We start from the raw sequence: 23,665 nt of genomic DNA, 5'->3' as shown, positions 1-23,665 counted from the left end.
CTGACGATTCACTCGAACAAACAATAACCTCAAACTTGACGTTAACGTAAATGTTAGTATAGTTATGACGTAAACGTCAATAAAAGGTTAACAGAATGAAAAACGAAACATGGATTGTTGCCGCTAAACGAACGCCTATCGGTGCTTTTCAAGGGGCATTAGCTTCAACCGATGTCACTGAACTCGGGGCGACAGCCATTCAGGGCGCTTTAGCAGAAAGTCAGCTTGATGCAGACAAAATAGATGAAGTACTGATGGGCTGTGTTCTGCCAGCAGGTGTGGGACAAGCACCTGCAAGACAGGCGAGTTTAAAAGCTGACATGCCACAATCCATAGGTTGTACCACGCTGAACAAAGTGTGTGGGTCGGGCATGAAGACCGTGATGCTTGCTCATGATCTTATTCAATCTGGCAACGCGCACGCGGTTATTGCGGGTGGTATGGAAAACATGTCTTCGTCTCCTTATCTATTAAAGAAAGCGCGCGAGGGTTTCCGTTTAGGTCACGAACAAGTGCTCGACCACATGTTTTATGATGGTTTACAGGATGCTTATAAAGGCGAGCTGATGGGTGTCTTCGCTGAACAAACAGCGCAAAAGTATCAGTTTAATCGTGAAAGCATGGATTCTTGGGCGCAGCAATCGGTGACTCGCGCGCAGCAAGCAATTGAGCAAGGTTTGTTCAAAGAAGAGATCGTGCCTGTTAACGTGAAAAGTCGACGCGGCGACATCTTGGTTGCCGACGATGAGCAACCGAGCAAACTTGACGTTGCCAAAATTCCAACTTTGCGCCCTGCGTTTGCTAAAGATGGTGGCGTAACAGCGGCAAACTCAAGCTCCATTTCAGATGGCGCGTCGGCAATGGTATTGGTCGATAGCGAGTTTGGTCGTCAGGAAAACCTTCAACCTCTCGCCAAAATCGTGGGTTACAGCACACATGCAAGGCTGCCAGAAGAGTTCACCATCGCACCTGTCTTCGCGATTGAAAAACTGCTGGAAAAAACGGGCTGGGACAAATCGGACGTTGACCTTTGGGAAATTAATGAGGCCTTTGCTGTTGTCACTCAATACGCAGTGAAAGTGCTCGAACTCGATGAGAACAAAGTTAACCCGCGCGGTGGTGCTTGTGCGTTAGGTCATCCTATTGGTGCCAGTGGTAACCGCATCCTCGTGACGTTGATTCACGCGCTTAAGCAAACTGGCGGAAAACGTGGCGTTGCATCGCTTTGTATTGGTGGCGGTGAGGCAACCGCGATCGCGATTGAAATCTGCTAATTCATTCTCAACAAAGTTTCACTTACATAACAGTAGTCAGTAACAAGCTGAAAAATACAAGGATGTCATCATGACAGAACAAGTAAAGCAGTATATCGGTGGTGAATTCGCCATCTCCGACTCAAAACAATGGCTAGATGTAACCAACCCGGCAACTAATGAAGTGATTGCACAAGTGCCTTGTGCCACGGAATCAGAAATGAATGCGGCGATCGCCAGCGCAACAGAGACGTTTAAGCGTTGGAAAGAAGTGGCTGCACCGGAGCGTGCAAGATTGATGCTGCGTTACCAACATCTACTAAAAGAGCAGCACGACGAGTTGGCAATATTGCTTTCAAGCGAGACAGGTAAAACCCTAGCGGATGCTAAAGGTGATGTTTGGCGCGGGATTGAAGTCGTTGAACAAGCTGCAAACATTTGTAGCTCAATGATGGGCGAAACGGTTGAGAATGTCGCAACGAATATTGATGGTTACTCTTACATTCAACCACTTGGTGTTTGTGCCGGTATCACTCCGTTTAACTTTCCTGCGATGATACCATTGTGGATGTTCCCTATGGCGATTGCGTGCGGCAACACCTTTATTTTGAAACCGTCGGAGCAAGTGCCGCTAACCGCGATGAAACTGGCTGAACTGTTTGAACAGGCCGGTGCACCCAAAGGTGTATTGCAAATTGTCCACGGTACCAAAGAGCAGGTTGACCGCATTCTTACTGATCCAGTCGTCCGCGCTATTTCTTTTGTTGGCTCTGTGCCGGTTGGTGAGTACATCTACAAAACGGGCACTGACAACCTAAAACGCGTTCAGTCATTTGCTGGTGCAAAGAATCACATGGTTATTATGCCTGATGCAAATAAACAGCAAGTGATTAATAACCTTGTTGGCGCGTCAGTTGGTGCCGCAGGTCAGCGCTGTATGGCGATTTCGGTGGCGGTGTTTGTAGGCGAAACCAAAGAATGGATTCCAGAGCTTAAAGAGGCGTTAGCTCAAGTTCAGCCAGGCGCGTGGGATGATGAATCAGCGGGTTATGGACCGCTTATTAGCCCGCAAGCGAAACAACGTGTGGTGAACTTAATTAATGAAGGCAAAGAATCTGGCGCGAACTGTGTTCTGGACGGTACCGACTGCCAAGTGGCTGGTTTCCCTGACGGCAACTGGGTGGGTCCAACACTGTTTACCAACGTGACGACAGACATGTCGATTTATCAGGAAGAGATTTTTGGCCCAGTGCTGCTGACCATGGAAGTGGACAATCTGGACGAGGCGATTGAGCTTATCAACGCGAACCGTTTTGGTAACGGTACGTCTATTTTCACAGCGAATGGCGCTGCCGCGAGAAAGTATCAGCACAATATTGAAGTGGGTAATGTGGGTATTAACGTGCCAATCCCAGTTCCATTGCCATTCTTCTCATTTACGGGTTGGAAAGGCAGTTTCTACGGCGATTTGCATGCCTACGGTAAACAAGCGGTTCGCTTCTACACCGAAACGAAAACGGTCACCGCACGCTGGTTTGAAGATGACATTCCAAGCGGTCCGAACATGACCATTCAGCTTAGCTAATTACCCACGTTAACAGCATATGGCCAAGCTTATTCCTGCTTGGCCTAGATTCAAATGCAATGAATTAGACCTTAGGACTTCAAGATGGATTTTGAATTAAACGAAGATCAAATCGCATTCGCAGACGCAGCTAAACAGTTCGCAGAACAGATGCTTGCACCGCACGCCGCAGAGTGGGATGAAAAACAACACTTCCCTAAAGATGTACTTCGCCAGGCGGGTGAACTGGGTTTTTTGAGTATCTATACGCCACCTGAGCACGGTGGCTTGGGGCTTTCCCGTTTGGATGCTGCGATTATTTTTGAACAATTGGCGATGGGTTGTACGGCAACTACAGCGTTTATGACTATCCATAATATGGCAACCTGGATGATCACCAGCTTTGCCAAACCGGAAGTTGCTCAACAATTTAGTGGTGAATTGATCACGGGTGAAAAGCTCGCTTCTTACTGCCTCACTGAGCCAAATGCAGGTTCTGACGCGGCATCTCTGACGACGAGTGCAGTGCGTGATGGCGATGAGTTTGTTTTGAATGGAGCAAAAGTATTTATCTCTGGCGCGGGTGATACGGACGTGCTTGTTGTTATGGCTCGCTCTTGTGGAGAAGGTGCTGGCGGTGTATCTGCTTTTGTTGTACCTGCTGACAGCGAAGGCATCAGCTACGGTAAGAAAGAAGCCAAAATGGGCTGGAACTGCCAACCAACGCGCATGATCACCTTCGAAAACGTCCGAATTCCGGCTGACTACTTGTTGGGTGAAGAGGGTGAAGGCTTTAAATTCGCGATGCTCGGTCTTGATGGTGGCCGCATCAATATCGCTACCTGTTCTGTTGGTACGGCACAACAAGCGCTGAACGAAGCAAAACAGTACATGACAGAGCGTAAACAGTTTGGACGTTCACTAGCGCAATTCCAGGCGCTGCAATTCAAGCTGGCGGACATGGCAACAGAGCTGGTCGCTGCCCGTCAAATGGTGAGACTTGCGGCTGCAAAACTCGATGCTCAACAAGCAGAAAAAAGTGCGTACTGCGCAATGGCGAAACGCTTTGCAACGGATGTGGGCTTCAAGGTTTGTGACGAGGCACTGCAAATTCACGGCGGTTATGGCTACATCAAAGAATATCCAGTTGAGCGTCACTTCAGAGACGTTCGTGTTCACCAAATTCTTGAAGGTACCAACGAAATCATGCGTCTTATCATCTCAAGACGCCTACTCACGGAAGGCGTTGAGCTGGTTTAGCCTGCGCAGTAGAGCCTTACCTTAAAGAACAAAATGGATTGAAAGATTATGACAGCACAAATCAAATTAGAGCGTGAAAATCACATTGCCAAGCTAACCATCAGCAATCCACCTGCGAATACGTGGACGCTTGAGTCTTTGAATCAACTTAAAGAGTTGGCAATTGAGCTCAGCAACGATCGCTCTATCTACGCTTTGGTACTAACGGGTGAAGGGGAGAAGTTCTTTTCTGCTGGTGCGGACCTTAATAATTTCGCCTCGGGTGACAAATCGCAAGCGGCGGATATGGCGTTTGCATTTGGTGAAGCGTTTGAAGCCTTGTCAGCGTTTGATGGGGTGTCTATCGCGGCGATCAATGGCTATGCAATGGGCGGTGGTTTGGAAGTTGCGATGGCTTGTGACATTCGTATCGCTGAAGAGCAAGTACAAATGGCGTTACCAGAAGCGTCGGTTGGCTTATTGCCTTGTGCCGGAGGAACGCAAAATCTCACTGCGTTAGTCGGTGAAGGTTGGGCGAAGCGCATGATCCTATGTGGTGAACGTGTGACAGCCGAGCGAGCAGAGAAAATTGGTTTGGTCGAAGAAGTCGTTGAAAAAGGACAAGCGTTGGAAACCGCAATGGAACTGGCACAGCGTGTCGCGGGTCAATCGCCTAAGTCTGTATCTGCTTGCAAAACACTCATTCAAAATCGACGTAGCCAGACACATGCGGCAGGGCTGGTTTTGGAACGTGAATTGTTCTTACAGCTTTTCAATACGCAAGATCAGACAGAGGGTGTGAACGCTTTCTTGCAAAAGCGTAAGCCAAACTGGACCAATAGCTAAGGAGTCACCATGGCGAGCAACGTAGAGATGACCAGCAAAGTAAACGTGTCAAAGCTAGAGTGTGCCGATGGTTCTGTCATTGGTGTGCTGGAGTTAGATAATCCGGCGGCGCTCAACGCACTGAGCTATGTAATGATTGAGCAGCTATACAATCAGCTGCTTGAGTGGCAAGTCGATGACAACATTGTTGCGGTGTGTTTGCATGCGAAGGGTGAAAAAGCATTCTGTGCAGGTGGTGATATTCAAGCCATTTACCGCGCGTTAGAAAACAAAGAGCAAGATTTTAACTCTGCACTTTCAGCCATGAAGACGTTCTTCGAGCTTGAATACCGCTGCGATCACCTGATTCATACCTATTCAAAACCGATTATCGCTTGGGGACATGGCTACCTGATGGGTGGTGGGGTCGGTCTGTTTATGGGCGCAAGTCATCGCGTGGCGGAGACCAACACTCGCTTTGCGATGCCAGAAATCAAGATTGGTCTTTATCCGGATGTGGGTGCGACCTACTTTTTGAATCAGTTACCAAAACACTACGCGCTGTTTCTTGGTTTAACTGCCTGTCAGATTAATGCGACCGATATGAAAGCATTAGGGTTGAGCCAATGGATTACCCAGCCTGATAGCAAAGGGGATTTCTTCTCTCAACTGTCTGATATCAATTGGAAAAGTGAGGCAGACATTAACGAGAAGATTGCGACACTACTTCGTACTTTAGAAGTCGACGAACCGGGCGAGGGATTGATGTTACCTCATGCTAACTTGATAGAGCAGCTTTGTCGGGGCGATTTACCAACGATAGCTGACGCGATAGCCAACGCTGATGTGGATGATAAATGGTTCGTGAACGCGCAGAAAGCACTCAGTTATGGCAGCCCTCTTTCACTCAATCTTACTTACCAACAATTGACTCAGTATCAGGGGCTGTCTTTGGATGCTTGTTTTGATATGGAGTTTAATCTCACATTGCGTTGTGGCTTAGAAGGTGACTTTAGAGAAGGGGTTCGTGCACTCATCATCGATAAAACCAATCAGCCAACGTGGATGCACAAGAGTGTTGTCGATGTGACACCACAAGAGCTGCAACGCTTTTTTGCACCCATTGATTCAGTGGATTACCCACTCAAAGACACGCAATTGGCGACAGCTGAACTTTAGTTGAACGGAATAGTTAAACGGATTAGCGACAAGGAAGAGACAGAACATGGATAAAATAGCATTTATTGGTCTTGGCAATATGGGCGCACCTATGGCTAAGAACCTGGTTAAAGCCGGTTTGAAGGTTGAAGTATTTGATTTGAATCCGAACGCTGTGGCGGAACTAACCGCACTTGGTGCTTCGAGTGCTGATTCTGTTCAGCAAGTCGTTCAAGGTGCTGGCATTGTCGTCACTATGTTACCTGCTAGTCAGCATGTAAAAAGTGTCTATCTTGGTCAGGATGGCATTTTAGAAAGCGTTGAGTCTGGAACATTGCTGATTGATTCATCCACCATTGATCCCGCGACCGCACGTATGGTTGGCGAAAAGGCACAACAGTTAGGCATCAGCTTTGTCGATGCACCGGTTTCGGGAGGTGTGGCTGGCGCAGCAGCAGGGACACTGACATTTATTGTTGGTGGCTCACAAGAGAACTTTGTTCAGGCTAAAGCGTTGCTTTGCCATATGGGAAAAAACATCTTCCATGCGGGTGACGCTGGTGCTGGTCAGGTGGCGAAAATCTGCAATAACATGATGCTGGGTATTCTGATGAGCGGCACCTGTGAGGCACTTAACCTCGGTATCGAGAACGGTCTCGATCCTAAAGTGCTATCTGACATTATGCTGCAAAGCTCAGGTCGAAACTGGGCGTTAGAGCTATACAACCCGTGTCCTGGCGTGATGGAGAATGCGCCAGCGAGTAATGGCTATCAAGGTGGTTTTATGAGTCAGCTTATGGCGAAAGACCTCGGTCTTGCTATGGAAGCGGCAGTTGCCAGTCAAACTTCAACGCCAATGGGTAGCGTGGCACGCAATCTATTTAATTTTCATAACGGTCAGGGCAACGGACAAAAAGATTTCTCTAGCTTGTTTGAGTTCTACCAAAAGCAAAACCAAGCCTAAGGAGCGCTTATGGAGTTAGCAAATAAGGTTGTTGCGATTACAGGTGCTGGGCAGGGGCTTGGCAAACAGATGGCATTATCGCTGGCAGAAAGCGGAGTGAACCTCGCGTTAATCGATCTCAATTTGGAACAATTGAGGGAGACACAGGCAGAGTGTGAATCTCTGGGCGTTAATGCCCGAGTTTATGTGACGAACGTGACAAACGAACAACAGGTTTGCGCGGCATTTGAGCAAATTGAAGCGGACTTTAAACAGCTCAATGGCGTGATTAACAACGCTGGCATCATGCGTGATGGTATGTTCATAAAAGTGAAAGACGGTCAGATTACGCCAATGTCTCTGGAGCAGTTTCAGTCGGTTATGGACGTAAATGTCACGGGTACTTTCTTATGCGGTCGTGAAGCGAGCAAAGTGATGCTCAACACCGACAGTAAAGGTGTGCTTATTAATATATCCAGTGTGGCTCGAGCTGGGAATATTGGTCAAACCAACTACTCTGCCTCCAAAGCAGCAGTGGCGACAATGGCGACGGTATGGGCGAAGGAATTAGGCCGATTTGGTATTCGCTCTGTTGCGATCGCGCCGGGCGTAATCAAAACGGCGATGACGGACCAGATTAAACCAGAAGCTATGGACAGGCTAATCAAGATGATTCCTGTCGGTCGTTTGGGGCTTGCTGATGAAATCTCCGCGACCGTGAAATATGCATTAACTAACGAGTTCGTGACCGGAAGAGTATTAGAAGTAGATGGTGGTATGCGAATGTAACCTCACTCACAAGGCTAACAATGTTCGTTGTATTGTTAGCCAACATCAAAATTTCCTCATTGATGGCAGTTGCATAAAACAAGATTGAGCCTCTCTATCTGTTTTACGTTACATGCCAATTTATCTTTCCCGTTTCTCTTTACCTCTTTTTAAGTGTGTTTTCTAAAACTGTGTGCGGATCACACTTTTGAATCGCCGTTATTGGGTATGTAAAATCCTATTTCATAGCGACCAATAATTGTGCAAATGAAAATTATAATGTTATGAGACTGTTACCACATGGCGTGGGCAATGTTTGTGCAAACAGAACAGTATCGGTGCAATCATTAGTGTACGATGTAAATTTTTTGTGTTGATAAATTTGAAAATTAATCTACCCGAAAATTAAAAAACACAAAGATAATAATTTTATGTCTATAATATATTGAAAAATAAAGATTAATTTTCTTTAGTTAAGCTGTGTATCGCCTTTTAATGAGTCATTTTCAACACGTCATCTCTGTGTCTCAAAGCGCAAATTTCCAACATTCTTCGGATGAATCTACAAAAAATAGTTTGAGATCGAACTAAAATTCAGGCATTTTATATTTAACTAACCGTTCAATTAAAAATGAAAGGGGATGAAATGCCGAAGGTGGGAATGCCTGAAATCAGGAAGCCACAGCTGGTGAAAGCGACAATGTCAGTGATTGATAGGGTGGGCTTACATGCAGCGAGTATCTCGTTGATCAGCAAAGAAGCTGGCGTATCAACGGGTATCATCAATCATTACTTTGGTGGTAAGCACGGGTTATTGGAAGAAACGATGCGCGAGATCCTTCGCCAGCTTTCATTCACGATCACGAAAAAGCTTCGTGAGCTGCCGGCTGACGCTCATCATCAACGTATCAATGCCATTATTGACGGTAACTTTGTCGGCTTTCAGGCTGAAAATAAAGTGGCCAAGACATGGCTAGCCTTCTGGTCTTATTCGATGCATGACGAACAGCTAAAGCGTCTGCAACGTGTAAACGAACGACGTCTTTTGTCCCATCTAAGAAGAGAATTAAAAGCACTATTAAGTGCAGAGCAAGCGGAATTGGTTGCTCACGGGATTGCGTCACTCATTGATGGAATATGGTTACGCGGAACGCTCAACCCGCAAGGCATCGATGCAGAAAAAGCAAGAGTCATCATCAACGACTATCTCGAAAAGCAGCTAACGTACTACTCACAAAAAATTTAAAAGTCACAGGTCTTCAAAATGGAAATGAAAACACATTACATCGACGGTGCAATGTACACCGGAAGCTCTGAAGAGCATTTCACCACATACAATCCGGCTAATGGTGAGCCGTTAGCCAATGTTAAACAAGCAAATCAGCATGATATGGAAGCGGCGGTTGAGTCTGCAAAACGCGGCTTTGAAGTATGGTCTGCAATGACGGCAATCGAACGTAGCCGTATTCTTAACAAAGCCGTTGCGATTCTACGCGAACGCAATGACGAATTAGCCGCACTAGAAGTAGCGGATACAGGTAAGCCAATCCAAGAAGCAAACGCTGTTGATATTACGACAGGTGCTGATGTACTGGAATACTATGCGGGCTTAGCGCCTAGCTTACAGGGCGAACAACAACCGCTAAACGAAAACCAATTTTTCTACACACGCCGTGAACCTTTAGGCATTTGTGCGGGTATCGGTGCTTGGAACTACCCAATTCAAATCGCAATGTGGAAATCCGCACCGGCGCTTGCTGCTGGTAACGCAATGATTTTCAAACCATCGGAAGAAACGCCGCTAACAGCACTTAAACTGGCTGAAATTTACTCAGAAGCGGGCATGCCTGACGGTGTATTTAATGTTGTGCAGGGTGATTACCGTGTTGGCCAAATGCTGACGGCGCATCCGGATATTGCAAAAGTCTCGTTCACTGGCGAGTGCGGTACAGGCAAAGTCGTTATGGGTGACAGCGCGAAAACACTTAAGCAAGTCACTATGGAACTGGGTGGTAAGTCACCACTGATCGTATTCGAAGATGCAAAACTGAACGATGCAGTATCGGCTGCCATGGTTGCAAACTTTTACACTCAAGGTGAAGTATGCACCAACGGTACCCGCGTATTTGTTCATGAATCCATTTACGACGAATTCGTGGCGCAGCTTAAAACTCGTACTGAACTGCTGGTTGTCGGTGATCCCCTTGATGAAAACACGCAAATTGGCGCTCTAATTTCAAAAGAGCACGAAGGCAAAGTGTTGTCTGCAATTGAAGAAGCGAAAGCAAGCGGCGCGACTCTGCTGACTGGTGGTTACAAAGTTACGGAAAATGGCCTTGCTAACGGTAACTTCGTCGCTCCGACGGTATTTATCGACTGTGACGATAGCATGAGTCACGTACAGCAAGAGATCTTTGGTCCTGTTATGTCTGTGCTTAAGTTCAGTGATGAAGCTGAGGTTATCGAGCGTGCGAACGATACGGAGTATGGTCTGGCAGCGGGTGTCTTCACGCAGAACCTCTCTCGTGCACATCGCGTTATTCATAAGATTCAGGCGGGTATCTGCTGGGTTAATGCCTGGGGTGATTCTCCGGCAGAAATGCCAGTGGGCGGTTACAAGCAATCAGGTATTGGCCGCGAAAACGGCGTCGAAACACTGAAGCACTACACGCAAACTAAGAGCGTATTAGTTCAACTGAGCGATTTCGAAAGCCCTTACGCTTAAACCTTCCAGGAGAATCAAAATGCAACAACGCTACGATTATATTATCGTCGGTGCGGGTTCGGCCGGCTGTGTTTTAGCGGATCGCTTGAGTGAAAGCGGTCAGCACTCTGTTTTATTGCTAGAAGCGGGCGGCACAGATAAGAGTATTTTTATCCAAATGCCGACAGCGCTCTCTTACCCGATGAACACCGAAAAATACGCTTGGCAATTCGAGACCGTGAAAGAAGACGGCCTTGATGGACGCCAACTGCACTGTCCTCGCGGTAAAGTTCTTGGCGGTAGCTCATCTATTAACGGCATGGTTTACGTACGTGGTCATGCTTGCGACTTCGACCAGTGGGAAGAAGAGGGCGCAAAAGGCTGGAATTATCAGGCGTGTTTACCTTACTTCCGTAAAGCGGAATCTTGGGTTGGTGGAGCGGACGAATACCGTGGCGATAATGGCCCTGTTGGCACCTGCAACGGTAATGACATGAAGCTTAACCCGCTATACGAAGCGTTTATCGAAGCTGGTAAAGATGCGGGTTATCCAGAGACGGATGATTACAACGGTTACCAGCAAGAGGGCTTCGGTCCGATGCATATGACTGTTGATAAAGGCGTGCGTGCTTCGACGTCTAATGCGTACTTAAGCCGTGCTAAAAAGCGTAAGAACTTCACGTTAATGAAGCGAGTCACCGTCCACCGCGTTTTACTTGAAGGCAAGAAAGCGGTCGGCGTTGAATTCGAGCAATCAGGTTCTGTTAAGCAGTGTTTTGCAAACAGTGAAGTGATTTCTAGTGCGGGTTCAATTGGTTCGGTACAGCTGCTGCAACTTTCCGGTATTGGTCCTAAAGATGTGCTGGAAAAAGCAGGTATCGAGGTGAATCACCAGTTGGAAGGCGTGGGTAAAAACCTGCAAGACCATCTGGAGGTTTACTTTCAATATCACTGTAAACAGCCGATCACGCTTAACAGTAAGTTAGGTTTGGTGAGTAAAGGGTTAATCGGTACCGAGTGGATTCTCACCCGTAAAGGCCTCGGTGCGACGAACCATTTTGAATCTTGCGCGTTTATTCGTTCTCGTGAAGGCTTGAAGTGGCCGAATATTCAATACCACTTCTTACCTGCTGCGATGCGTTATGACGGTCAGGCTGCCTTTGATGGTCATGGATTCCAGGTGCACGTTGGCCCTAATAAGCCAGAAAGCCGAGGCTCAGTAGAAGTCGTTTCGTCGAATCCGAACGACAAGCCGAAGATCGAATTCAACTACATCTCCACCGAGCAAGATAAGCAGGACTGGCGTGATTGTATTCGCCTAACGCGTGAAATCTTGAATCAGCCAGCGATGGACGAGTTCCGTGGTGACGAGATTCAGCCAGGTTTAAACATCACGACTGACGAGCAAATTGATGAATGGGTGAAGCAGAACGTAGAGAGTGCTTACCATCCATCGTGTAGCTGCAAAATGGGCGCGGACGATGACCCGTTAGCGGTTCTGAATGAGCAGTGTCAGGTACGTGGCATCCAAGGATTACGTGTTGTGGATTCATCCATTTTCCCAACCATTCCAAACGGCAACTTGAATGCGCCAACCATCATGGTTGCCGAACGCGCAGCGGATATGATCCTCGGAAACGCATTACAAAAATCAAACAATACTCCGGTTTGGATTGCACCGAACTGGCAAGAGATGCAACGAATGCATCCACCAAAAAGAAATTTAGATTCAATCTCATAATTCAAATAATCAACAAATAGTCAGTAATCATTACAAGGAACTAAACATGTCTAAGATGACGAAAATTGTATCAACTATCGCGTTAAGTACCTTAGCAACCGGTGCTTACGCAAATCAGTGTGAAACCGTTCGATTTGCTGATGTAGGTTGGACAGACATTACAGCAACAACCGCCGTTACTTCAGAAATACTAAAAGGGTTAGGGTACAAGACCAAGACAGATCTGCTTTCTGTACCTGTAACTTACTCATCAATGGCCAATGGTGACATTGATATTTTCCTGGGCAACTGGATGCCAACAATGGAAGGCGATATCGCCAAATACCGCGATGCTGGCACCGTCGAAACCGTTAAAGCGAACCTTGTCGGAGCTAAGTACACGCTTGCGGTACCAAAATACGTTTATGACTCGGGCGTAACGAGCTTTGCTGACCTGGTAAAACATGCTGACAAGTTTAAAGACCGCATTTATGGCATCGAACCAGGTAACGATGGTAACCGCTTAATTCAATCTATGATCGACAGCGATGCATTTGGTTTAAAAGGTTTCAGCCTTATCGAATCGAGTGAAGCAGGCATGGTGTCACAAGTTTCGCGCGCAGTGCGTCGTAACCAGTGGATTGTTTACCTGGGTTGGGCTCCGCACCCGATGAACAACAATGTTGAGATGGAATATCTTTCAGGCGGTGATGACTTCTTCGGCCCAAATTACGGTGGCGCGAATGTCTACACAAACGTACGTAAAAACTACCTTTCTGAGTGTCCAAATGTAGGTCAACTAGTGAAAAACCTAGAGTTCAGCCTAGAAATGGAAAACGAGTTAATGGAAGCGATTCTTAACCAGAAGCAAAAGCCATCGAAAGCGGCACAAGCGTGGTTAAACGCGAATCAAGATCAAATCGAAGCGTGGCTTAAGGATGTGAAAACGGTCGATGGCCAGGATGCACAGGCAGCGATCACAGCGTACCTAAAAACAAACGCTTAATTCGATTTATACCCCAAGAAACTCAACTTGAGTAACGATTTGGGGATAGTAGTGGGCGGTGATGCCCACTTCATTAACACAAAGGGTTTATTGTGAATATTATTACGGACAACAAACTACCATTAGGGCAGTGGATGGAAACGGGTGTTGATTGGTTAACCATCAATGCGTCTGGGTTCTTTGATACTATCTCAATTACACTTGAAACCATCATTATGTTTGTGGTGGATATTTTCAAATGGATGCCACCTGCGGCTCCAATCATTATGACGGCGGCAATCGCGTGGTTCCTACATCGTAGTATTCCTCTTGTTGTATTTGTCGTGCTTGCGTTACTCGCGATTCTCAACCTTGGCTATTGGCAAGAGATGCTGGAAACCTTTGTCCTTGTTTTTGCTGCGACGACGATTTCCGTATTAATTGGTGTGCCTTTAGGAATTATGGCTGCGCATCGTCCTTGGTTATATACATTACTCAGACCGATTCTGGACTTGATGCAAACCGTACCAACGTTTGTATACCTGATCCCGACACTGGTTCTGTTTGGTTTAGGTATCGTACCGGGGCTTATCTCAACCATTATCTTCGCCATTGCGGCTCCAATTCGATTGACTTATCTGGGCATCATTAAAGTGCCGGAAGAGTTGTTGGAAGCAGGTAAAGCGTTTGGTGCAAGCCGTATGAAACTGCTGTTTAAGGTGGAGTTACCTGCGGCATTACCAAGCATCATGGCAGGCGTGACGCAATGTATCATGCTGTCTCTTTCAATGGTGGTTATTGCGGCGCTAGTGGGTGCTGACGGTTTAGGTAAGCCGGTTGTACGTGCGCTAAACACCGTAAACATCTCACAAGGTTTTGAAGCAGGATTAGCGATTGTTCTTGTGGCAATCATCCTCGATCGCTTGTGTAAAGCACCAAACCAGAAGGAGGCGTAATCATGGACGCAATTACTATTGAAAACCTTGATGTGGTTTTTGGTCAACAGCAAACGCAAGCGCTGAACCTGCTAGACCAAGGTAAATCGCGACAAGAAATTATCGATGAAACTGGTCAGGTCGTCGGGGTTGATAACGTATCATTGAGCGTTAAACAGGGTGAAATTTGTGTACTGATGGGCCTGTCGGGCTCGGGTAAATCCAGCTTACTTCGCACCGTGAACGGGTTAAATAACATTTCCCGTGGTTCACTGAAAATCAAAGATGGTGACGACATGGTGGAACTCGCGAACTGTGATGAACAGACGCTTCGCCATTTACGTACTCATCGTGTTTCTATGGTATTTCAGAAGTTCGCTTTGATGCCTTGGTTATCGGTCTTAGATAACGTGGCGTTTGGACTGGAGATGCAAGGCATTGGCAAAGCTGAGCGTCGTGAAAAAGCACGTGCACAGTTAGAAATGGTGGGATTGTCAGAGTGGGAAAACAAGTTTCCTCATGAGCTTTCTGGCGGTATGCAGCAGCGTGTTGGCTTGGCTCGCGCCTTTTCGATGGACACTGACATCTTATTGATGGATGAACCGTTTTCAGCACTTGACCCATTAATTCGTGCGCAGCTTCAGGATGAACTGATTTTGCTCCAAGAGAAGCTGAATAAAACGATATTATTTGTAAGTCATGACTTGGATGAAGCACTTAAAATTGGTAACAACATTGCCATTATGGAATCGGGCAAACTGATTCAGCATGGAAAGCCAGAACAGATCATTCTGACACCAGAAAACGATTATGTGGCGGACTTCGTGGCACATACTAACCCGTTAAACGTGCTTAAAGGCCGTTCTTTAATGCAGTCATGTGATGCTCTGGTACGTCAAGAAGAACGTGTTCTCATCTGTGCTGATAAAGACATTTGGGTGTCGCAAGATCCGAAAGGATTGAGGTTAATTGATACTGATAAGCTGTTGATCCTTTGGGATAGCGAATCATCGAACCTTGATGATGTGAAAGAAAATACGTTGGTTCAGGTTAGCCCGGATATCAGTATGCGTGAAGCGATAGAGCTTAAGCAGCGCAGTAACCAGCCTTTATTGATGGTTGAAGATAACCAGTTGGTCGGCATATTGAGCGACAATGAGTTGTACAATGCACTACTGGGTAACTTCAGGTCAGATAAAGTGGCTTGATAACTCCAGAACATAAAGTTCGGAGAATAAAAAGAGCCGCAGCTTTGGTACGCTGCGGCTTTTGTCTATCGAGCCGAAATTAGTTTCAATTTACTGTGCTCATTGCTCTTTCTTTTCTTTGTCCTTATTCACTGCTTTCGCAATATCTTGTACCGCTTCAACTAAATTAATTGGCATCGGGAAAATAATTGTCGAAGTTTTATCTGTGGTAATTTCAGTTAGCGTTTGCATATAGCGCAATTGCAAGGCATTTGGTGCTTCATTTAGCATTTGTGCCGCTTCTTTTAACTTGTTAGACGCTTCTAATTCACCAGTCGCATGGATGATTTTTGCACGACGATTACGCTCCGCCTCGGCTTGACGAGCAAGCGCTCGAACCATACTTTCATTCAAATCGACATGTTTAACTTCAACGGTGGCTATTTTAATCCCCCAGTCATCCGTTTGTTGATCGAGGATGGACTGCAAATCTTTATTGAGTCGCTCTCGCTCGGAAAGGAGCTCATCTAGCTCATGCTGACCTAATACTGAACGAAGCGTTGTTTGCGCTAACTGACTGGTCGCCTCGCTGTAGCTCTCAATATTGTTGATGGCCATTTGCGGATCGACGACGCGAAAATAGACTACAGCATTTACGCGAACAGACACATTATCTTTCGTTATAAGGTCTTGTGTCGGGACGTCGAGAACGACAGTTCGCAGGTCTACGCGCACCATTTGTTGGATAAAGGGAATCAAGATGATCAGGCCAGGGCCTTTTACCTCTTGAAATCGACCCAAGAAGAAAATTACGCCACGTTCGTACTCGCGCAGAACTTTGAAAATTTGTGTCGCTAGTGCGATCAACAGAACCAGGATTACAGAAACAGTGTAGAGCAACATATTCGCCTCCTATTCATTAGGGCGGTCATTTGGCTTTACCGTTAAGGTTAGCCCTTTCACATTGACAACGGTAACTTGGTCACCTTGTTTGAGTCCTTGGTTTAGTTCATCTTTGGCGGTCCAAAATGCGCCATCCATTTGCACGCGACCTTCACCGTCAATGAAATCATCGCTTACCACTGCTTGTTTGCCAGGGTAGGTTTCAAGACCAGTCGTGACCCTTCGGTGGCGTATTCTCACTAGCATGCCGACAGTCAGAATGATCAGCGCAACTGAAAAAATGGCAAGGCCAAAGATTAAAGGCAATGCGACTTGAAAACCCGGTAAGTCACTGTCCATCAGGAATATCGAACCGAGAATAAAGGCAACCACACCCCCCAAGCCCAAAACTCCGAAACTCGGGCTAAATGCTTCGGCAATCATTAGCGCAATGCCGAGTAGTAGTAGCCCCAGACCAGCGTAGTTAACGGGCATCATCTGTAGTGCGTACATCGCAAGTAGCAAGCAGATGCCACCTAATACGCCGGGTAAGCCAATTCCGGGATTGTAGAACTCTAAAAGTAGACCATAGATACCAATAAGGATCAGAATGTAAGCAACGTTGGGATTGGTGATGACGGCAAGCATTTCCGCACGCCAATCAGGGACTCTTTCTACCCAGACAGGGTTTTCCAATGATAATGTCTCGGGCTGATTGTTTATTTTAACGGTTGTTCCGTTAATAGTCTGAACCAGCTCTTCGGGTGAATTTGCTATATAGTCAATGACATTCAGTTTTAGCGCTTCCTGAGCGTCGAGACTTGCCGCTTCACTCACGGCTTTTTCTGCCCATTCAGCATTGCGATCGTGAAGCTTAGCCAACCCTTTTATATATGCTCTGGCGTCATTGATGACTTTCTTTTCCATCGCTGTTTTAGCCGGAACTTTTTCAGAGGTGCCATCTTCAGTTTCTTGTTGGTCTTTGGCTTTTTCGTTTTGATCATCGCCAGGGGAAGGGGCTCCTGGTGCCCCACCACCCAATGCGACAGGGGTAGCAGCGCCAAGATTTGTAGCCTCTGCCATTGCTGCGACATGGCTGGCAAGAAGAATATAAGTACCTGCACTGGCCGCTCGAGAACCCGATGGTCCAACCCATGTTGCGACGGGAATGGAGGAAGTAGTGATGGCATGAATAATGTCTCTCATCGAGCTATCCAGTCCGCCCGGTGTGTCCATCCTTAAAATGACTAAACTGACGTTTTCCTGCTGGGCTTGTTCTATTTCTCTGGAAAGGTAATCGCTAATAGCGGGACCAATAGCACCGTTAACCGGGACGATCCATACCGTGTTAGCCAATGCCTGACTAGCAATCAGGACAAGCGGTAATAGCCATATTCGTATCCATTTCATACAGTCCTCCTAGTGCAGTGACAGGGACTTATTGAAAAGCTTATTTAAAGTATATACGCAAGTAACAGGACAGTATGAGCACAGCGTTATAGATTTATTTAATCGGATGGCAGTTTGAACAACCCGATACGGTTGAACAGAGGATAACAAGGAGCGGGGAAAGAGTTGGAGCCATTTTCCCCTCTATCAGAGCAACTCGCTGACCTGATGACCAGAGAACGTTTTAAGTACAGCATCCATTGGCATCGGTCTGTAAAAATAGAAACCTTGTAGGTTATTGATGTTCCAGACTTTGAGCTTACGCACCTGACTTGCTGTTTCTACGCCTTCAGCAACGATCGTTAATCCTAATTCCTGCGACATATTGACGATGTTACGTACCAGTGTTTTGGCTCGGTCATTAAATTCAATTTCATCAACGTAGGACTTGTCTAATTTAACAATATCCAGTGGGAAGTTGCAGATACTGCTGAATGAGGAAAAGCCAGTACCGAAATCGTCCAGCGCAAGTAGAACGCCGAGGCGCTTTATCTCATTAATGCAGTGAATCGAGTCGGCTTCAGTCCCCATTAACATGCTTTCGGTAATTTCAAGCACAATACTTCCTGGAGAGATTTGGTACTCATCAATCAGCGTCGTAAGGTATGAAATAAGCCTTGAGTGATAAAAATGACGGGCACTTAAGTTAATGTGAACCGAAAGCTGTGGTAGTCCTTTAGCATGGCGAACTTGGTTAAGTTGTCCAATAAACGCACAAGATTGCTTGAGGATGGATTCCCCAAGCTCAATAATCAATTTGCCTTGCTCAGCCATAGGAATAAAAACGGTCGGTGACACCATGCCGAGATCCGGGTGTTGCCAGCGAGCAAGTGACTCAAAGCCAATCACCTCTTCGGTTTTTGCATCAACAATTGGCTGGAAATACGGAATGATGTCGTTCTGTTGTATTGCTTCTTCTAAATCACGGTTAATGATGTTCAAGGTTTCTGCTTGGACAGATAGCGCTTCATCAGTAACGAAAACTTCGCGAGCCTGACGCCCACGAATTGATTGTGCTGAGTGACGCGCAGCCAAAAGTAGATGTTCAAGAGGCTGGTGGGTGATCTTCGGATCCATCATCACTGCTTTAGTATCGAGTGATACGGTAATACCAGAAAATACCACCTTATAAGAAAGTTGGTGTAGTAGGCGGTTGGTCGCCTCTATGACTTCACTATGATTGGCCTCTCGTGGGATGAGTACTATAAACTCGTTCTCGCTGATTCGGCCAATTTGAAAAGCTCCTAAGTGCTCTCTCAGTATCTTTGCAATGTATTGGATTGCTTCATCAAAGACAAAGTGCCCGTATACTTCTGCAATTTGTTTTAGCTGTTTACTTTTGAGGAAAATGAACGAAAACTGGTTGGGTTGTGTTTGTACCAGTTTATCAAGCGCTTCAGCTATCACTGGGCGATTACAGAAACCCGACACAGGGTCTAAGTCGGTCAACTGTTGAATTTTTTCCGCTTGTTGCTTTGTTTCCCGGATATCCTGAATTAATAACATGATCGCACTCTGACCATCGTGCTGAATCAGTGCCGCTTCAATTAGACAGTCAATAGTATCGCCATGACCGTCGAGAAGTTGCGCTTCAAACAAAGTTCTGCCGTTTTCTAACTCGATCAGCATCTCTTCAAGTTGGGATTCACTAGTATGAACGGAGCAAAGGGTATTGAGTGGGCGTTTAATCAAATCCGGCTTTTGATGATTAAGCATTTCTAACGCTCGTGGGTTGGCATCGACAATTTCACGCTCAATCACGAAAAGCATACCCAGCGAAGAGCTATGATACAACGCGCTGAAGTTATGCATTGAATCCTTTAACTTCGATTGTGTCATCGACGTATTGTCAGAAAGCTTCTGCACCAGTTTAGACGCTAGTTCCAGTTCGTCAGCGCTTATTGATTGAACCCCTTCAAGCTTATATTCCGACGCGATTTTGTACATATTGTCAGCGAAGTGATTAAATCGAGCTGACACTTTTTTTCTGAAAATGAAAAATGTGGCCATTGCTATGATTGATGCCACTACCCCGACAGTCGCGAATAAGTAGAGAAACAGTGCGTTACCTTTAGAGTAGTAATCACGTTTCATCTCCGTTTCTACCCATGCAATAGGGGAACCTTCAATGTCATTCAGTAGCGAAGCTTTGGTTATAGAGTTCGAAGATTTTTCAATGTCTCGTATAAGGTTATTATCTGCCCCCGACGATAGTAGGGGGATTAATGAGTTTTGAGCGAATAGAATAGAATCAAAGTCACCGGGAAAGCGCGACGTTAAGTTTCTTCCCCACAATAACCAGCCATTTGATGCACTATTACTCTCACTGTTTTTTACCGGGGTTAAGCTAAGCCCCCAGATGGATTGATCAATTTTCAATAACCCAGAAAGGTGAGTTGGATGTGCATCCGACTTTTGATTCATAGACGCTATATGTTGTTGAATGAGCGGATGATGCACAGCTTTAGTCGATAACGTAGACGACTTTTCTCGAGCCAGTGAGAGTAATTCTTGGCCTGACAGCGTGACAAACGACATCATGTCCAAATTCAATGAATTAAGCGTTTCTATATACAGGTTTCGCTCGGTGTAACCTGCGATGTCGGGATCTTCTAGAAACAGATCGTAAGTTTCATCCCAATATGCCCAGTCATAAGAGTTAGTCGTCTGTTGGGAGACCATTAAATCAACCACAGCGAGTGCTTGCTGGTTTGCATGGTTTATTTCCATGTCTTCTAGTTGATTGACGCTGTACAGGAAAAAATAACGAACGATAAATAAACAACTTAGTACCATTCCAAGCAAACCAAGTGAGAAGTATAAAGCGGTCTTATAGCGGAGATTTAAGTTAGATAAGCGAAATGTTTGCATTAAAAAATGGTAATAGGTATAAGTTTTTTGCAAGTGTATGGCATCTAATACTATATTTTTTTGACGTAAGTTCAAATTGTTAAAAATGAGTTAGAGAAATAGTTATACAGTGTCGTTGCATAATCTCGTCTGGCTACTAACCATATAGATCCCCATAAAAACCACCTAATAACCTTTTTCTGCATACTCGGCGCTATTCATGCTTTTTTATGAAAAGAGAACGAATGTTCATCTGAGTTTATAAATAGCGTAGGTGATAGTAAACTGTCAAAAAACAAAGGAATTTGTCATGTTTATTGTTTACCGTTTAGCCAAATTAGCCATTATCTGTATGATCTTCTTTACCATTTATGATTTGATCGCCTATGGAGAGGTCACTTGGTTCCATCGACTCTTGTCATATTTCAACTAATTTGAACCTTATGGCAGGTCGCTCAAACACCTGCCACACATTAGAGCAATACGCAGATATTCAAATAAATAGGAAGTTCGTATGAGTAAGCATACTGCCACTATTCAGTGGCAACGCCAAGCAAGCGAGATTTTCAGCGATAATCAATACAGTCGCGCGCATACGTGGACGTTTGACGGTGGCTTGCAGGTGCCTGCTTCTCCGTCCCCTCATGTTGTACCTCTTCCTCTATCCGTGGCGGAAAACGTCGACCCAGAAGAAGCGTTTGTTGCGGCACTTTCGAGCTGCCATATGTTGGTGTTTTTATCGATAGCCGCCAAACGTCGGTATGTCATTGACTCTTATGTTGACGCTGCTGAAGGTGAGCTCACAAAAGGGGACAATGGTAAAGAGTGGGTTTCTCGTGTGGAGCTGAATCCCAGCATCGTGTTTTCGGGCGACAAACAGCCCACGCAAGAACAGTTAGAAAAAATGCATCATATGGCGCATGAAAACTGTTTTATTGCTAACTCTGTAAAAACTGAAGTAGTAACAAATATTCTTACGTAACCGAAATTCACCGTTCATTTTGGGTATTGCCTAGATAACATCGGCTAAATTCACTGAAACGCACGCGACAATGTCAGCTTATGTCGATGAGACGAAATGACATTGTTGTGCGTCAGCGCAAATGTCATTTGTTAAATTAATGTTATTGTTTGCATATGTTAACCCGACAAGATTAAGACATGACGAGCCGCACCCCACTGGAGTCGTTTATTCAAACGGACGGCACCCCAACGTTTGGTCATCTTGAAGCCATGCCTAAATCGTTACAGCTTGATCGCTTCGAATACCGGAATGAGATGGACCGACCTGCGTCGAGATTGCGTAAGTATTTCGGCTACAAGCAATTCCAGTTTGTCTCTCTGGTTACTCCTGAGTATCTCATAGGCATTGCGATCGCTGATATTCGTTATTTGGCCTCCGGTTTTTGTTATCTTTATGACATTAAAAACAACGAACTCGTTGAACAGCAGTGGCTGAAACCTTTCAATCTTGGTTATCAAACTGAGCCATCAAGTTGGTCAAGCTCCGCGACTCTGGCGGATGACGCGATCCAGTTTTCCATCCAGGAAGGTACGTGGCACGTCCATTTTGTGTCTGGCTCAGTCAATGCGGTAATCAGCTTACATCCTGAACCCCAAAGCAGCCCGTTGATGTTATGCACGCCAACGGGTTACTCAGGCTGGACGTATACGCAAAAGCACAATGGCTTATCGGTCGCTGGTAACCTGTTTATTCTGGGTCAAGAACAAGATCTGAGTAAAGTTTCTGCAGGGTACGATTTTTCGGCAGGATACATGCGAAGAGAAACAAGTTGGCGATGGGCGAGTATCAACCATATGCAAGACTCCGATCGTTTAGGTCTTAATCTCGCCGTGGGTGTCAACGAAACGGGCTATTGCGAAAATGTGCTTTGGGTGAATGGTGAGCGTCATTTGCTGGCGCCGGTGCACTTTCATTTTTCACGCAATAACCCACATGAAGAATGGAAAATCACCTCTCAGGATGGGCGAGTTGAACTCAATTTCACGCCGTTAAACTGTCGTTCAGAAAGAAAGAATTTCTGGCTTCTCAAAAGTAATTTTCGTCAATATATGGGACATTTTAATGGCTTTGTCATTGATGGAAATGGCAAGAAGCATGAGTTGAATGAAGTCGTCGGCTTAACCGAAGATCACTACGCAAAATGGTAGCAAATAGATGGATTGGTCAATATTGATGGAGCGTCCTGAGCTGCTGCTTTTGATTCTGGCTCCAATATTTTTTCTCTGCATATTCTCAGAGTACTGGTTCGGCCAGCGCAGAGATCGTTTACCGAAGAACGCAACTTATGTCCTACCTGAAGTGACATGTAATTTTGTATTGGCCGGTCTTCACCAAGCGACAGATATTCTCGCAGGTTTGTTTATCTCTCAACTTTATTTATGGCTTTTTGGCTGGCGCTTATTTGACATTGAAATCAGTATTTCTACGTTCTTAATGCTCTTGGTTCTTCAAGATTTTTTCTATTATTGGTTTCATCGCGCTAGCCATCGTATTCGCTGGATGTGGGCGGCTCATGTTGTCCATCATAGCTCTGAAAGAATGAATTTTAGTACTGCCTTTCGTCAAAGCTTAATGTATCCGCTTGCCGGTATGTGGATCTTTTGGTTGCCTTTAGTGGTGATAGGCTTTGAACCGAAATGGGTGATCTTCGCGGTATTGCTCAATCTGGGGTTACAGTTTTTTGTTCATACTCAGTCGATACGCTCGCTTGGTCCATTGGAATGGGTATTTAATACCCCGTCTCATCATCGTGTACATCACGGTATCAATCGACAATACATAGATAAAAACTATGCGGGCGTACTTATCATCTGGGATCGTATGTTTGGTTCTTTTGAGCCAGAGGTCGAAACGGTACGTTATGGGATATCTAAACCAGTGAACAGCTTTAACCCTATAAAAGTGACCTTTGCCGAGTGGCAGGATATGCTTCGAGACGTCTGCCAGCCCTCGCTAACGTGGCGTCAACGCTGGCAATGTTTGTTTTCACCACCAACGGATTCCACGGACTCATAGTAAGGTAAAGTTATCGCCTTTTCGTCGTCTATATCCAATGTAAGTGAATGCGGTGTTAGTCGTCACATTGGTATTGTTCCTTAAGCCTCTTTCCGTTGAGGTCGATGTGATCATGCTGAATTTAGAATGGTGTTATTAGGTTTTCAATTCCTGCAAGTCGTCA

General features: G+C 45.7%; 20 protein-coding genes. 17 read left to right on the top strand and 3 right to left on the bottom strand.

Translation table 11 applies throughout. The annotated features are described in order from the left end of the window. Positions 1 to 95: 95 nt before the first annotated feature. The 13 genes from VER99_RS15780 (at position 96) to choV (ending at position 15,302) form a co-directional block, all read left to right on the top strand. Positions 96 to 1,274 carry a thiolase family protein gene (locus VER99_RS15780; protein WP_020333785.1) on the top strand — a complete coding sequence of 393 codons (1,179 nt, stop codon included), beginning with the start codon at positions 96 to 98 and terminating at the stop codon, positions 1,272 to 1,274. 70 nt (positions 1,275 to 1,344) lie between these two features. Next, entirely contained in the window at positions 1,345 to 2,838 is a 1,494-nt protein-coding gene (locus VER99_RS15775; RefSeq protein ID WP_020333786.1) for a CoA-acylating methylmalonate-semialdehyde dehydrogenase, read from the top strand. 84 nt (positions 2,839 to 2,922) lie between these two features. Continuing rightward, entirely contained in the window at positions 2,923 to 4,077 is a 1,155-nt protein-coding gene (locus VER99_RS15770; RefSeq protein ID WP_020333787.1) for an acyl-CoA dehydrogenase family protein, read from the top strand. Positions 4,078 to 4,125: 48 nt separating this feature from the next. Further along, a complete protein-coding gene (locus VER99_RS15765; RefSeq protein ID WP_020333788.1) occupies positions 4,126 to 4,902 on the top strand; it encodes an enoyl-CoA hydratase in 777 nt (258 codons plus the stop codon). Positions 4,903 to 4,929: 27 nt separating this feature from the next. Then, positions 4,930 to 6,060 carry an enoyl-CoA hydratase/isomerase family protein gene (locus VER99_RS15760; protein ID WP_024372588.1) on the top strand — a complete coding sequence of 377 codons (1,131 nt, stop codon included), beginning with the start codon at positions 4,930 to 4,932 and terminating at the stop codon, positions 6,058 to 6,060. 46 nt (positions 6,061 to 6,106) lie between these two features. Continuing rightward, positions 6,107 to 7,003, top strand: a complete 897-nt coding sequence (gene mmsB, locus VER99_RS15755) for a 3-hydroxyisobutyrate dehydrogenase (protein ID WP_020333790.1) — start codon at positions 6,107 to 6,109, stop codon at positions 7,001 to 7,003. Between the two features lie 9 nt (positions 7,004 to 7,012). Continuing rightward, positions 7,013 to 7,771 (top strand): SDR family oxidoreductase, encoded by a 759-nt coding sequence (locus VER99_RS15750; protein WP_014233979.1) that lies wholly within the window; start codon positions 7,013 to 7,015, stop codon positions 7,769 to 7,771. A gap of 625 nt (positions 7,772 to 8,396) precedes the next feature. Then, positions 8,397 to 8,996: a transcriptional regulator BetI gene (betI, locus tag VER99_RS15745; protein WP_014233980.1), complete on the top strand. Its 600-nt coding sequence runs from the start codon at positions 8,397 to 8,399 to the stop codon at positions 8,994 to 8,996. A gap of 18 nt (positions 8,997 to 9,014) precedes the next feature. Beyond that, the gene (betB, locus tag VER99_RS15740; protein ID WP_020333793.1) at positions 9,015 to 10,475 is read left to right on the top strand and encodes a betaine-aldehyde dehydrogenase; all 1,461 of its coding nucleotides are present in this window, start codon (positions 9,015 to 9,017) and stop codon (positions 10,473 to 10,475) included. Positions 10,476 to 10,494: 19 nt separating this feature from the next. Further along, positions 10,495 to 12,195 (top strand): choline dehydrogenase, encoded by a 1,701-nt coding sequence (gene betA, locus VER99_RS15735; RefSeq protein ID WP_020333794.1) that lies wholly within the window; start codon positions 10,495 to 10,497, stop codon positions 12,193 to 12,195. A 46-nt stretch (positions 12,196 to 12,241) separates the two neighbouring features. Continuing rightward, a complete protein-coding gene (locus tag VER99_RS15730; RefSeq protein WP_020333795.1) occupies positions 12,242 to 13,180 on the top strand; it encodes a choline ABC transporter substrate-binding protein in 939 nt (312 codons plus the stop codon). A gap of 92 nt (positions 13,181 to 13,272) precedes the next feature. After that, the gene (gene choW / locus VER99_RS15725) at positions 13,273 to 14,115 is read left to right on the top strand and encodes a choline ABC transporter permease subunit (RefSeq protein WP_024372589.1); all 843 of its coding nucleotides are present in this window, start codon (positions 13,273 to 13,275) and stop codon (positions 14,113 to 14,115) included. A 2-nt stretch (positions 14,116 to 14,117) separates the two neighbouring features. Beyond that, entirely contained in the window at positions 14,118 to 15,302 is a 1,185-nt protein-coding gene (gene choV / locus VER99_RS15720; RefSeq protein ID WP_014233985.1) for a choline ABC transporter ATP-binding protein, read from the top strand. 99 nt (positions 15,303 to 15,401) lie between these two features. On the opposite strand, the gene VER99_RS15715 is transcribed toward choV, so the two are convergent. The 3 genes from VER99_RS15715 to VER99_RS15705 form a co-directional block, all read right to left on the bottom strand. Beyond that, positions 15,402 to 16,184, bottom strand: coding sequence for a slipin family protein (locus tag VER99_RS15715; protein WP_014233986.1), 783 nt, complete (start codon positions 16,182 to 16,184; stop codon positions 15,402 to 15,404). A 9-nt stretch (positions 16,185 to 16,193) separates the two neighbouring features. Continuing rightward, the gene (locus VER99_RS15710; RefSeq protein ID WP_020333797.1) at positions 16,194 to 17,573 is read right to left on the bottom strand and encodes an NfeD family protein; all 1,380 of its coding nucleotides are present in this window, start codon (positions 17,571 to 17,573) and stop codon (positions 16,194 to 16,196) included. 186 nt (positions 17,574 to 17,759) lie between these two features. Beyond that, complete coding sequence (locus VER99_RS15705) at positions 17,760 to 20,408, bottom strand: EAL domain-containing protein (protein WP_020333798.1); 2,649 nt, start codon at positions 20,406 to 20,408, stop codon at positions 17,760 to 17,762. 364 nt (positions 20,409 to 20,772) lie between these two features. Between VER99_RS15705 and VER99_RS15700 the strand changes: the two genes are divergently transcribed. The 4 genes from VER99_RS15700 to VER99_RS15685 all read left to right on the top strand — a co-directional run bounded on the left by VER99_RS15700 (position 20,773) and on the right by VER99_RS15685 (position 23,502). Further along, positions 20,773 to 20,895, top strand: a complete 123-nt coding sequence (locus VER99_RS15700; RefSeq protein ID WP_020333799.1) for a membrane protein — start codon at positions 20,773 to 20,775, stop codon at positions 20,893 to 20,895. A gap of 81 nt (positions 20,896 to 20,976) precedes the next feature. After that, positions 20,977 to 21,444 carry an OsmC family protein gene (locus tag VER99_RS15695; RefSeq protein WP_020333800.1) on the top strand — a complete coding sequence of 156 codons (468 nt, stop codon included), beginning with the start codon at positions 20,977 to 20,979 and terminating at the stop codon, positions 21,442 to 21,444. Between the two features lie 179 nt (positions 21,445 to 21,623). Beyond that, a complete protein-coding gene (locus tag VER99_RS15690) occupies positions 21,624 to 22,634 on the top strand; it encodes a DUF2804 domain-containing protein (protein WP_020333801.1) in 1,011 nt (336 codons plus the stop codon). 7 nt (positions 22,635 to 22,641) lie between these two features. Continuing rightward, positions 22,642 to 23,502 carry a sterol desaturase family protein gene (locus tag VER99_RS15685; RefSeq protein WP_020333802.1) on the top strand — a complete coding sequence of 287 codons (861 nt, stop codon included), beginning with the start codon at positions 22,642 to 22,644 and terminating at the stop codon, positions 23,500 to 23,502. Positions 23,503 to 23,665: the final 163 nt, after the last annotated feature.

Source organism: Vibrio natriegens NBRC 15636 = ATCC 14048 = DSM 759 (genome assembly GCF_035621455.1).
Classification (GTDB): domain Bacteria; phylum Pseudomonadota; class Gammaproteobacteria; order Enterobacterales; family Vibrionaceae; genus Vibrio; species Vibrio natriegens.
Note: the sequence above shows the minus strand (reverse complement) of the source record. Positions and strands in the feature narration are given on the sequence as shown.